At 50.5% G+C, this 12,247-nt stretch carries 12 protein-coding genes; 6 read left to right on the top strand and 6 right to left on the bottom strand.

Translation table 11 applies throughout. The annotated features are described in order from the left end of the window. Positions 1-203: 203 nt before the first annotated feature. A complete protein-coding gene (locus tag D6024_RS07810; protein ID WP_121354015.1) occupies positions 204-1,106 on the top strand; it encodes a carbohydrate kinase family protein in 903 nt (300 codons plus the stop codon). An 18-nt stretch (positions 1,107-1,124) separates the two neighbouring features. Here the strand turns inward: D6024_RS07810 and D6024_RS07805 are convergent, their stop codons facing one another. From D6024_RS07805 to D6024_RS07790, 3 genes are all read right to left on the bottom strand, one after another. Then, entirely contained in the window at positions 1,125-1,931 is an 807-nt protein-coding gene (locus D6024_RS07805; protein WP_121354014.1) for a class I SAM-dependent methyltransferase, read from the bottom strand. A gap of 245 nt (positions 1,932-2,176) precedes the next feature. Continuing rightward, complete coding sequence (gene lpxD, locus D6024_RS07795) at positions 2,177-3,250, bottom strand: UDP-3-O-(3-hydroxymyristoyl)glucosamine N-acyltransferase (RefSeq protein WP_121354012.1); 1,074 nt, start codon at positions 3,248-3,250, stop codon at positions 2,177-2,179. Positions 3,251-3,384: 134 nt separating this feature from the next. Next, positions 3,385-4,599, bottom strand: coding sequence for an HD domain-containing protein (locus D6024_RS07790; protein ID WP_121354011.1), 1,215 nt, complete (start codon positions 4,597-4,599; stop codon positions 3,385-3,387). A gap of 188 nt (positions 4,600-4,787) precedes the next feature. Between D6024_RS07790 and porX the strand changes: the two genes are divergently transcribed. From porX to D6024_RS07765, 5 genes are all read left to right on the top strand, one after another. Further along, positions 4,788-6,344 carry a T9SS response regulator signal transducer PorX gene (gene porX / locus D6024_RS07785; protein WP_121354010.1) on the top strand — a complete coding sequence of 519 codons (1,557 nt, stop codon included), beginning with the start codon at positions 4,788-4,790 and terminating at the stop codon, positions 6,342-6,344. A 65-nt stretch (positions 6,345-6,409) separates the two neighbouring features. Next, entirely contained in the window at positions 6,410-6,706 is a 297-nt protein-coding gene (locus tag D6024_RS07780) for a hypothetical protein (protein ID WP_121354009.1), read from the top strand. Between the two features lie 91 nt (positions 6,707-6,797). Continuing rightward, the gene (locus tag D6024_RS07775) at positions 6,798-7,574 is read left to right on the top strand and encodes an MBL fold metallo-hydrolase (protein ID WP_121354163.1); all 777 of its coding nucleotides are present in this window, start codon (positions 6,798-6,800) and stop codon (positions 7,572-7,574) included. Positions 7,575-7,738: 164 nt separating this feature from the next. Next, positions 7,739-8,878, top strand: coding sequence for an acyl-CoA dehydrogenase family protein (locus D6024_RS07770; RefSeq protein ID WP_121354008.1), 1,140 nt, complete (start codon positions 7,739-7,741; stop codon positions 8,876-8,878). 66 nt (positions 8,879-8,944) lie between these two features. Next, complete coding sequence (locus tag D6024_RS07765; protein ID WP_205573240.1) at positions 8,945-9,301, top strand: c-type cytochrome; 357 nt, start codon at positions 8,945-8,947, stop codon at positions 9,299-9,301. 131 nt (positions 9,302-9,432) lie between these two features. Here the strand turns inward: D6024_RS07765 and D6024_RS07760 are convergent, their stop codons facing one another. From D6024_RS07760 to rbfA, 3 genes are all read right to left on the bottom strand, one after another. Next, positions 9,433-10,329 carry an aldo/keto reductase gene (locus D6024_RS07760; protein ID WP_121354007.1) on the bottom strand — a complete coding sequence of 299 codons (897 nt, stop codon included), beginning with the start codon at positions 10,327-10,329 and terminating at the stop codon, positions 9,433-9,435. Positions 10,330-10,539: 210 nt separating this feature from the next. Beyond that, positions 10,540-11,763: an FtsX-like permease family protein gene (locus tag D6024_RS07755; protein WP_121354006.1), complete on the bottom strand. Its 1,224-nt coding sequence runs from the start codon at positions 11,761-11,763 to the stop codon at positions 10,540-10,542. Between the two features lie 32 nt (positions 11,764-11,795). Continuing rightward, complete coding sequence (rbfA, locus tag D6024_RS07750; protein ID WP_121354005.1) at positions 11,796-12,185, bottom strand: 30S ribosome-binding factor RbfA; 390 nt, start codon at positions 12,183-12,185, stop codon at positions 11,796-11,798. Positions 12,186-12,247 lie beyond the last annotated feature (62 nt).

Raw genomic sequence — 12,247 nt, 5'->3', positions numbered from 1 at the left:
ACCAATGGATAACTCGTTAAAAAAGCACCGTTTCACTGGCCGGGAAGACCCTTTTCCAGCCCAAGGCGAAAGGCCCGTGAAAATCCTTCGCGTGGCGTTGCGGATTTTACTAAATTCAATACCGGCACAAGCCTGGAAACACGCACCGACACGGGTCTTCCCGGCCGCCATTTTCTGCCCGCGAATGCCTAAATTCTTGTTATATGGAAAAGCGCTTCGATGCCGTTTGTTTTGGTGAAATCCTTTGGGACATTTTGCCCACCGGCACCAAACCGGGTGGCGCTCCGATGAATGTGGCCTACCACCTGCAGAAACAGGGATTGCAAACGGCCCTGATCTCCCGGGTGGGAAAAGACAAGCGGGGCGACGAGCTACTGTCACTGCTCGTCATCAATGGCATCAACACCAGCTATGTGCAACAGGACTCTGCACACATGACGGGCATCGTGAACGCCACCATCCTCGAAAGCAACGAGGTGACCTACGAAATCGTACAACCCGTGGCCTGGGACTTTATTTCACTGGAAAAGGGATTGACGGAACTGGTGAACGATGCCCGCTTTTTCATCTACGGAAGCCTGGCAGCCCGGCACGACACGTCTGCAAAGACCTTGTGGAAACTGCTCGAAGCCGCCCATACCAAAGTGCTGGACATCAACCTCCGGCCACCGCATTTTTCGAAAGATCTTGTTGAAAAACTCCTGCACACCGCCGATATCCTCAAGCTAAACGAACACGAATTACCCCTGATCAGTTCCTGGTACACCAACCTGGCGACCGACGAAGAAAAGATCAAAGACCTGCAAAGCCGCTTTTCCATTCCGACAATTATTGTAACCAGGGGCGGCGAAGGGGCCATGGTTTGCCAGGAAGGATGCCTGTATGCCCACGGCGGCTTTAAAGTGAAGGTGGCCGACACCGTTGGAAGCGGCGACGCGTTCTTAGCCGGCTTTTTGGCCAAAACAAAAGAAGGTGTCGCCATCGAAGAACGACTCCAGTTTGCCAACTCGCTGGGCGCATTCATTGCATCGCGCCAGGGCGCCTGCCCTTCCTACGATCTTTCGGAGATAAGCTCGGTGAAAACGACCGCAAGCCTGCCAAAGTAATTTTTAGAAAAAAGAGCATCAGGGCCTGGCCGCATCGCAAACAAAGGCCCGCATGGGCAAGGCAAGATTCCTGTTGCCATAATCGCGAACCAGCAATTCCCGCAACTGTTTCCTGACTTCGTTTGCCTGTTCTTCCCGTTCTTTCAAAAAAGGACTGATCGGTGTGCCGTCCAGAATGCCCCTGACCACATCATCCGGCGTCGCGGCCACAGATGTTTTGTCAACAGGCTCAATTTTTACCCGGCGAAAACCGGAACCTTCCAGCAGTTGCCGGATCAGGCTCTGGTCAAAAAATGAATGTGGCCCCTTCATAAAAAATGTGGGCGGGTCTTTTGGAAAAACCTTCTGCAAGGCCTGTTCTGTTAAGCTGGCAACCGCATTGTGCGGCACCGCATCCCAGGTATTGAATAGAAAGCTGCCGCCGGGTTTCAGCACGCGGAAAACTTCCGCAAAGGCTTTGCGCTTGTCCTCGAAAAACATCACGCCGAACTGGCAGATCACCAGATCGAACTGCTCCCTTTCAAAAGGCAGGTCCTGCGCATCGGCAACCGACCATTCCACACGGGGATCATTCACCTGCTCTTTTGCAATCCTGAGCATATCGGCATTCAGGTCTGTCGCCTGCAAACGGCTATCTTGAGGCAACTTGCCCACAAGCTGCCTGGTTACCCTGCCGGTGCCGCAGGCCAGTTTCAAAATCCTTGCCCGGTCGTTTGCGTGAATCCGTTCGGCCAGGTCAAGTGCATACGGTTCGAAAAACAGGGGGCCGAGAAAGGTCTCGTAATGGTATGGTATACTCCCCGTAAATGTGGTGATAGCAGACATACGAAAAGGTTTGAAACGGGCAATCGAATGAAAGGAAAGTTAAACACAGAATCCTGCATTTGCATAAATGGTTGTACACTGCTACGCCGGACGCTGATAAGAGCGACGTTACAGGCACAAAACAAGATAGCGCAGACTGAACAAAAGAAACGCTTGTTGTCAGTGTGGGGTGAATGGCGAATCGTCAATGGTGAATCGAGAGGTCTCTTATTCACCATTCACAATAGGAATTTGTGCGAGGCCTTCTAATCCTCCCGTTCTTTCAGGATGGAATCAGGCTGCAGTGTCAGTAATTGCTTGATGATGTTTTCGAGTTCCGTGATGCGCTTTTCCAGTTGCGGCAGGTTGCGAAAGACCGCCTGGCTGCGCAGGGCACTTGTATAATCAGCAGCCGGAGAACCTGTCACCGCGCTATAGGGCTCCTTGAGTGTTTTGCTTACGCCACTTTGTGCGTTGATCTTGGAGCCGTCGGCAATCTGGATGTGTCCTACCAGCCCGGCCTGTCCGCCGATCATCACGTTGCTACCGATCTTGGTAGAGCCGCTCACGCCAGCCTGTGCCGCAATCACGGTACTGTTGCCCACTTCCACGTTGTGTGCAATCTGGATCAGGTTATCCAGCTTGGCGCCCGACTTGATGCAGGTAGAACCCATGGTTGCCCGGTCGATGGTGGTATTGGCACCGATCTCCACATTGTCTTCGATCACCACGTTGCCGATCTGCGGCACTTTCTTAAACGAGCCGTCGGCCTGCGGAGCAAAACCGAAACCATCGGAACCGATCACGGTGCCGGCATGGATCGTCACATGATTTCCCAGCTCGCAATCATGGTAGATTTTTACGCTGGGATGAATGATGCAGTTGCGGCCAATGGTGACATTGTCGCCAATGAATGCGTGCGGAAAAATTTTGGATCCTTCGCCAATCCGTACATTTTCGCCGATATAAGCAAAAGCACCGACATACACGTCGCCGGCAATACGGGCGGAGGAGGCGATATAACAAGGTTGCTGAATTCCTTTGAGTTGTTGCGTTGCCATTTCCTGGTACTTGCTCAGGAGAAGGGCGAAGGCCGTATAGGCATCCGGCACACGGATCAGCGTAGGCTTGACCGGCTGGCGCAACTCGTAGGCCTCGTTGATAATGGCAATCGAGGCGTTCGTTGAATATAAAAATTCTTCGTATTTGGGATTGGCTAAAAAGGTCAACTGCCCTTCCTGCGCTTCTTCAATTTTTCCAAACGAGGACACACTGGCCTCGGCGCTTCCCTCTACTTTTCCATTCAGCAAAATTGCGATCTGGGCGGCTGTGAATTGCATAAATGTCTAATAAGTCAAATAAGTCAAACAGGTCTATGCTGTCAACGGAACAAATATCACCATCAAACGGTACAAACGGCAACAGACCGCTGGTTATTATGAGATTTTTGACTTTTAGCCTTTTTTGACCTCTTTTATTTAAGGTAGCAAAGGTAATATTTTTTGACCGTGGCGGAGATTTGCTCGCGGATCAGCGCATTGTCCACGCGGGAGATGTCCGAGATCGTACCGTCTTTGTAAAGAATTTTAATATGTTCATCATCCGGGTTGTAGGTGGTATTCACTGCTTCGCCGGTAAAAACAAGGTAGGAGGCTTCGGCCTCGGAGACAGCCAGCTTTTGCGCCACGTCCTTCCGCAATGCCTCAACCAGCGTGTCATCGAAGGGTTCGGCAGAGAACTTGATCTTGAGTAATTTTCGCTCGACCAGTCCTTTGCTCAGCCGCGACAGCACGGTATCAAAATGCCCGCACCAGTTTTTCACCGTGCACATCACATCGGTGTCGTCGAGCTGGGCGAATTTTTCGAGGTGTTTGATAAAATTGCCATCGGGCCTGTGTTCTTTCAGGAAGAACTGCAGGTTGGCCGAAGCCATCGGCAACTCTATGCCGCCGGCAATCAGTTCATTGGCCCTCTCGATGATGCGCACCAGCATTTTCTCGGCAGCCATTACGGTTTTGTGCAGGTAAACCTGCCAGTACATCAGGCGGCGGGACACGAGGAATTTCTCCACCGTGAAGATGGCCTTTTCCTCCACCATCAGTTCACCGTTGTGTACGGTAAGCATTTTTAAAATGCGGTCGTAGCCAATGGCACCTTCCACCACTCCCGTGAAAAAGCTGTCGCGGGTAAGATAGTCCATGCGGTCTACGTCCAACTGCCCGGATACTAACTGGTGAAGAAATCGCTTGGGATGGTTCCCGGTAAAAATATCGATCGCGGTTTGCAGGCGGCCGTTCATTTTTTCATTGAGCAACTGCAGGATCAGGATCGAGATTTCTTCGTGGTGCACGCCTTTAATCAGTTTTCTTTCCAACGCATGCGAATACGGGCCATGGCCGATGTCGTGCAGCAGGATGGCGATTTTCGCTCCCTGCTCTTCATCTTTTGTAATCTCCACGCCTTTGTTGCACAACTCTGTCAGTGCAAGCCCCATAAGGTGGTAAGCGCCAAGTGAGTGGTGCAGACGGGTGTGTACAGCTCCCGGGTACACCAGCGATGCAAAGGCCATTTGATGAATGCGCCGCAGGCGCTGGTAGTAAGGGTGCGAAATGATCTCGAATATCAACGGGTCATCAATCGTAATAAAACCATAGACGGGGTCGTTGATGATCTTGCGTACATAAGCCATGCGAAAAAGATAAAGTTGCCTCAAAAATAAGCCGGGAGCAGTTGCGCAACTTGGTTTCTCGTTTGCAGAGATTACATTTGAAATTCATGAGACGTGAAATATCAAACGTGAAAGCGGAGTTCACATCGATGTAAAAGACTCTTCCGCCTCACGACTCACATTTGACGTTTCACTTAAACAGAAGAACTATGTCACTAGCGAAGATTCTTTGGGTAGATGATGAAATTGAAAGCCTGCAATCGCAAAAGATTTTTTTGCAGAACAAGGGATACGATGTGCAAACGCTCACCAACGGGTTTGATGCCATTGATTTTGTAAAGGAAAATGCCGTGGATGTTGTGCTGCTCGACGAGACCATGCCCGGCATCACCGGCCTGGAAACCCTTTCGAAAATAAAGGAAGTGAACGCCCAGATTCCGGTAGTGCTCATTACTAAAAACGAAACCGAGAACCTGATGGACGAAGCCATCGGCAGCCAGATCTCTGACTACCTGATCAAGCCTGTGAATCCTAACCAGGTTTGGCTTTCGCTGAAAAAAATCATCGACAACAGGCGACTGGTAGCGGAAAAAACCACCACGGCTTACCAGCAGCAGTTCCGCAACCTGTTCATGGCGCTTAACTCCAATCCTGACCACAACGAGTGGATGGGTATTTACAAGGAGTTGGTGCACTGGGAACTCAGCCTGCAGCGCAGCGACAGCCCTGAAATGCAGGAGGTGTTTCAGGCCCAGAAGAGCGAAGCAAACACCGAGTTTTTTAAATTCATCAGCCGGAACTATGCATCGTGGCTAAAACCCGGTGTCAAAGACAAACCCGTTCTTTCGCATACGCTGGTCCGTGAAAAAGTAATGCCCCACATTGAAAAAGGCGTTCCCACGTTTTTTGTCCTGATCGACAACCTGCGTTTCGACCAGTGGCGCACCATCATGCCCATTTTCCTGGAGAGTTTCCGGCTGGTGGAAGAAGACACGTTTTACAGCATCCTGCCCACCGCCACGCATTATGCCCGCAACGCCATTTTCTCCGGACTGATGCCGATTGACATCGAAAAAAAATATCCGCAGCAATGGAAAAACGACGACGAAGAAGGCGGAAAGAATTTGTTTGAGGAAGAATTTTTACGTAGCCAGTTAAAAACCCTTGGTGAAGGCAACCTGCGGGTTTCGTACACGAAGGTATTGAACAACCAGGCCGGTCTTGACCTGTTGAACAACGTGCATAATTTACTGGGCAACGACCTGAACGTGATCGTATACAACTTTGTCGATATGCTTTCCCATGCACGAACCGAGATGGAAGTGCTGAAAGAATTGGCCGGCGACGAAGTCAGCTACCGCAGTATCACCAAGTCCTGGTTCGAACATTCGCCTTTGCACCAGGCGCTGAAAAAAATTGCCGACAAAAACATCAAGATCGTACTGGCCACGGATCATGGCAGTGTGAAGGTAAAAACGCCGGTAAAGGTGATCGGCGACAAGCAAACCACCACCAACCTGCGTTACAAGCACGGCCGCAACCTGAACTACGATCCCAAAGAAGTGCTGGCCTTCCGCGATCCGAAAGAGATCGGGCTCCCCTCTCCCAACATCAATTCGTCGTACATCTTTGGCGGCGAGGATGTTTTCCTGTGCTATCCCAATAATTACAATCATTACGTGAATTATTACAAAAACACGTTTCAGCACGGCGGTGTCAGTCTCGAAGAAATGATTGTACCCGTGGTGCAGATGGTGAGCAAATAATGCAAAAGACTGTCTTAATAGAGACTCTCTTTTTACTTTTGCCTTTTGAATTTTGACTTTTTCACATGAAGTATACGCAGACAACACTTGACAAAATCGACAAGATGATTGAAGAAAGCGGCTACATCGTCCGGTACGAACGAGGCTCTTTTCAAAGCGGCTTTTGCATACTGGAAGACAGGAAAGTGGTTGTACTCAATAAATTCCTGCCCCTGGAAGGGCGCATCAACACCCTGATCGATCTTGTGCCGCAACTCAAAATCGACGCGGAAGCCCTTTCTCCCGACAGCCGCAAATGGTTCGACGATATCATGGGCCGTTACCATGCAGCGCAGGGCGACGGTGATGAAAGTTTGCCGTAGGCAGTATGCAGTCGGAGAAATGACAGACTGGTTCGTTTTACTGCCAACGGCGTACTGCCCCACGTCCTTGTTTCCTTCTTACCTTTCAATTGTGAATACTCCTCCCCTTACCATTACCTTTCTTGGCACCGGCACCAGCAGCGGCGTTCCCATGATTGCCTGCGAATGTGCGGTGTGCACGTCGAAAAACGAAAAAGATACCCGGCTGCGTTCCAGCATCATGGTGCAATCGCCTTCCACAACCATCGTGGTTGACACCACTCCTGATTTCCGCTACCAGATGCTGCGGGAAAAAGTAAAACGGCTCGACGCTGTTTTATTCACCCACCCCCACAAAGACCACATCGCCGGGTTGGATGACGTGCGGGCTTTTAATTATTTCCAGGAGCAGGCCATGGAAGTTTATGCCAACCCCATGACCATCGATGCGCTGATGCGGGAGTTTGCGTATGCCTTTGCCGATAAAAAATATCCCGGCGTTCCCAACATCGAGTTGAACACGATCGGTCTTGAAGCCTTCTCTGTTGGCAATATTCCTATCGTCCCCCTGCAGGTCTGGCACCTGAAGATGCCGGTGTTTGCCTTTCGCTTTGGCGACTTTACTTACATCACGGATGCCAACCGCATCGACGAAAGCGAAAAGGAAAAGATCTGGGGCAGCAAAATCGTAGTGGTAAATGCCTTGCGCAAGGAAAAACACATCTCGCATTATTCGCTCGATGAAGCCATTGCGCTGGTGCAGGAACTGCAGGTTCCGGAAGCGTATTTCACGCATATCTCTCACCAGCTGGGACGGCACGACGAAATTGAAAACATCTTACCCGAGGGCATGCATCTTGCCTACGATGGATTGGAATTGCATGTCTGAACCCTGATTTGGGTAGATGTAAAAGTTTAAATTGGAAATAAAGACGCCTTGATTACAAAAAGTTCTTTTCAATAGAAGAAGGTCAGTTTTCCTGCACATCCTGTCAATCCACCCAAATCATGGTTCCGACCTTATCTTCGTCTCTATAAACGATTGCTCCTTTTATGAATTTTGAAACCAATGAAATCACCGCGCAGGTAGCACAGATTGCCCGTGACTTTGCCGTACAACACATCAAGCCCCATGTAATGGAGTGGGATGAATCCCAGGAATTTCCTCTTCACATTTTTAAGCAGTTGGGTGAACTCGGTTTGATGGGCGTCCTGGTCCCCGAAGAATACGGTGGTGCCGGTCTCTCCTATTTCGAATACAAAGCCATCATTGAAGAAATTGCCAAAGTGGACGGCTCCATTGGCCTGAGCGTGGCGGCGCACAACTCGCTTTGTACCGGTCATATTCTGAATTTCGCCAACGAAGAACAAAAGCAAAAATGGCTTCCCAAACTGGCCACGGCCGAATGGATCGGTGCCTGGGGCTTAACGGAGCCCAACACCGGCTCCGATGCCGGCAACATGAAATGTACGGCGACAAAAGATGGCGACAACTGGATCATCAACGGCACTAAAAACTGGATCACGCATGGCAAGAGCGGCGATGTGGCCGTGGTCATTTGCCGCACCGGCGAACCCCGGGCAAAAAACAACGCAACGGCTTTTGTGGTGGAGCGGGGCACGCCTGGCTTTAGCGGTGGCAAAAAGGAAAACAAGTTGGGGATGCGGGCCTCCGAAACAGCCGAAATGATTTTTGAGAACTGCGTGATCCCCGATGCCAACCGTTTAGGCGAGGTCGGCGACGGCTTCAAGCAGGCGCTGGTGGTTTTGGACGGCGGACGCATTTCCATTGCTTCGCTTTCGCTGGGCATTGCCAAAGGTGCGTACGAAGCCGCCCTGCAATATGCACAGGAGCGCCACCAGTTCGACAAGCCCATTGCCTCCTTCCAGGGCATCTCCTTTAAACTTGCCGACATGGCCACGGAAATCGAAGCCGCCAATTTGCTGACGTTGGAAGCCTGTGACCTCAAAAGTAAAAAGCAGCCTGTAACCAAGGTTTCGGCCATGGCCAAATACTACGCAAGCGAAGTAGCTGTAAAGGTTTCCAATGATGCCGTGCAGATCTTTGGCGGTTATGGCTACACGAAAGACTTCCCGGTGGAAAAACATTATCGCGATAGCAAGTTGTGCACCATCGGCGAAGGCACCAGCGAAATCCAAAAGGTGGTGATCAGCAGGGAGATTTTGAAGTAAAGAAGTGTTGTATTTGCAGAAGCCGCGCTCAACTGCGCGGCTTCTCCGTTCGTCCCTTCAAGAAGTATGGCACAGATCAAATACATCCTTTATTCTGTACTGATTTTGTTTGGTGCCGCACTCACATATACCGTCATGAAGCCAATGGTAAAATCGCAATGGATTGCGTCAAGAGAAAATGCAGCGGAAGCAAAAACAAACTCTTCCTCAATAGCAGCTGTCGTTAAAAACGTGGCGGGCAAAAACCTTTTTTCTGCCAATTGCCAAGCCTGTCATTCCATTTTCAAAACCCTAACCGGTCCAGCGCTGGGTGGTGTGGAAGCAAGAGGCCCATGGACAAAAAGAGAAAATTTGATCAGATGGGTAAAAAATCCGGCGCGCTTTATTGCAACCGATCCTTATGCAAAAAAACTGGCTGTGTAATTCAACGGACAGGTGATGCCTTCGTTTACACAACTTAGCGACCAGCAGATCAGCCAGATTTTTGATTACCTTAAGGAAGCGTCACTTGAACAAAAAGAAAACATGTCTGCAATACAGTAACAAGTGTGTTATTAGCGGTGTTGCTCATACCGGTTTCCAGAAACACTGTTCCGCAAACGGTTCATCTCCTCTACTGTCAGGCCTTTGACTTTCACTACCTGCAACGCTTCTTCCAACTGCTCCCTGGTTCTCATACCCACTACCACCGCTGTGATGGCGGGATGGTTCAACACGTATTGTATGGCTGTTTGCGCCGGTGTGCGGCGGTCTGAAGAAATTGACCTGACAGCCGCTGCCGCCCTTTCCACGTCTGCTGCGGAATAATTCAAATAGGGTTTTGCCGCTTTGTCCACGAGCAACCCGGAAGCCACGCTGCCTCTTGCCAGCACACCAATGTTGTTTTGCTGCAGCAGGTCCAAACAAGTTTCTTCCGGCCGCCTGTCCAGTAAACTGTATTGCATCATCACACTTACGATGTTGGATCGATTGACATATTCCCTGATCACGTTCGGACGGATGGACGAAATGCCGTACCACCGAATCTTGCCCTGCTGCTTCAACATTTCAAACGCCTCGATGGTCTCATCAATGGGATCGTCGAGGGTGCCACCGTGCAGTTGGTACAGGTCAATGTAATCGGTTTGCAGCCGCCGGAGGCTGTTCTCCGCGCAGGTAAGAATATAGTCTTTCGACGGATTCCAGTCCCAGCCACTGCCATCCGCACGCCACTGGTTACCCGCTTTGGTGGCAATGATTACTTCCTTGCGATTACCTTTTAAGGCCGCACCCACACTCGTTTCGTTCAATCCTTTGTCGTATAAATCCGCCGTATCAAAATAATTGATGCCGCCTTCAATAGCACGGTGAATGATCTTTTTGTTGCTTTCCCGTTCTGTTCCCAGCGACATACAGCCCATGGCAATGCGGCTGATGCGTAGGTCTGATTTACCTAATAAAGCATAATCCATAAACCTTGTCAATTAGCCAATGAAATTACGCTACAACCGGAGTGCAAAAAGCAAAGAGAATTTTTTTGGACTGAGCTGCAGTGCTGCTATCATCACCTGTTGCGTCGCACTCTTGTATGTCCGGAAAGACTCTTGAGCAGGGCCGACAAAGGCTTCTGCAGCTACGTTATGTTAGATAGAAAGCAGTTGCAAACGTAAAGTGCAGCGGATTCATTCGCTCCGCAGCACTACCTGCTGGTTGGCCGCCTTCCGTGCCGGGACAAAAGCAGCCAGCAGTGAAATCACCAGCACCGTGGCACCCACCAGCAAAAAATCCCAGGGGTTTAGCTTCACCGGGAAATAGGCAATCATAAAACTATCACCCTGGAGCGGGATCAGGTGAAATTTCATTTGTGCAAGGGCAATGAGGAGCGCCAGCAGCATTCCCACGCCGCCGCCGATCAGGGCCAGCAGAAGGCCTTCGGTTAAAAAAATCCGCTTGATGAATTCGCGGCTGGCGCCGATGGCGTGCAGCACACCGATGTCTTCTTTTTTCTCGAGTACCAGCATGGTCAGAGCCCCGATCATGTTGAAGGCCGCCACCACGAGGATGAGCGAAAGGATGGCATAGATCACCCACTTTTCCATCTGCATGATGGAATAAAGACTTTTGTTCTGTTCGTAGCGGGTCTGGATTTCAAAGGCATTGCCCAAAAGATTCTGAAGACGCTTTTGCACAACCTCCGGCTCCGCGCCGGCCTTCACGGCAACCTCGCCTGCACCATAGGAATCCGCTTCCATGTGCAGCATGCGTTTCACAAACTGCAGGTTGGTCAGCACGTATTTGTTGTCAAAATCCTGCTGGATCACAAAACTCCCGGAGGTATTGACGGTATCGGTACTCAGTGATTGAAACGGATCGGAAAGATTGACCTCTCCTTTGCGGGGCAGGTATACCACAAGCGGGTTCAGGTTGCGGTCCGCCATTACGCCGACGGCGTTTTCGATGCCGGCACCCAGCACCAGCAAGGGCCTTTCTTCGGTTCCCACCGAAAACTGCCCGCTGATCATGTGTTGGGGCACAGTCGTTACCTGTCCGTATGATTCGTCCACACCTTTCAGGTTGATCATGGATTGCGATTCGCCGTTGCGGAGCAAGGCCCGTTCTTCCACAACCAGCGAAACTGCTTTTACGCCGTTGACAGCGCGGATTTTTTGCAACTGCTCCTGTGTTAACGTCAGTTGTTTACCCGATGCCGGCGCAATGCGCAGATCGGGGTAGAAAGAGGAATAAAGTCCTTTCACCAGGTCTTCGAAGCCGTTGAAAACACTCAGCACAAGGATCAGCGCTGCCGTGCCGAACAGCATGGCCACAATCGAGATCCACGAGATCACATTGATGGCATTGGTGGTTTTTTTGGCTTTGAAGTAGCGCCAGGCGAATAAAAAGTTCACAGTTCGCAGTTCACAAGTTTACGAGGCAGGGTTTACGGGTTTTCGTTTTCGGGACCTTCATCCTTTTTCTCGTCGGCTTTGATCTTGCTGAACAATTCTTCGATTTTAAATACCTGGTCCAGCGTATCGTCGAGGAAGAACTTCAGTTCCGGTATGCGCCGCAACTGGTGCTTGACCCTGGCGGCCAACTCTTTTTTGATTTCCCAGTGACGCTCTTCGATTTTGTGGAGAATCGCTTTTTTATCGGTTGTGTTGTAGATGCTCAGATAAATCCGTGCTTCCAACAGGTCGGGGGTGACCTTCACAGACGAAACCGAGACCATGCCGCCATGGATAAAACCAAGACCCAGCCGTTGAAAAATGGCATTGATTTCCTCCTGGATCAAGCCGCCGATCTGTTTCTGCCGTTTTCCTTCCTTCATAACAAACGTTTAATGTTGTTGCCCGCTGCGGCGAAAACACCGGCGGACGGGGTAAAATTAGT

It is taken from the genome of Flavisolibacter nicotianae (assembly GCF_003628535.1).
GTDB lineage: Bacteria > Bacteroidota > Bacteroidia > Chitinophagales > Chitinophagaceae > Flavisolibacter > Flavisolibacter nicotianae.
Note: the sequence above shows the minus strand (reverse complement) of the source record. Positions and strands in the feature narration are given on the sequence as shown.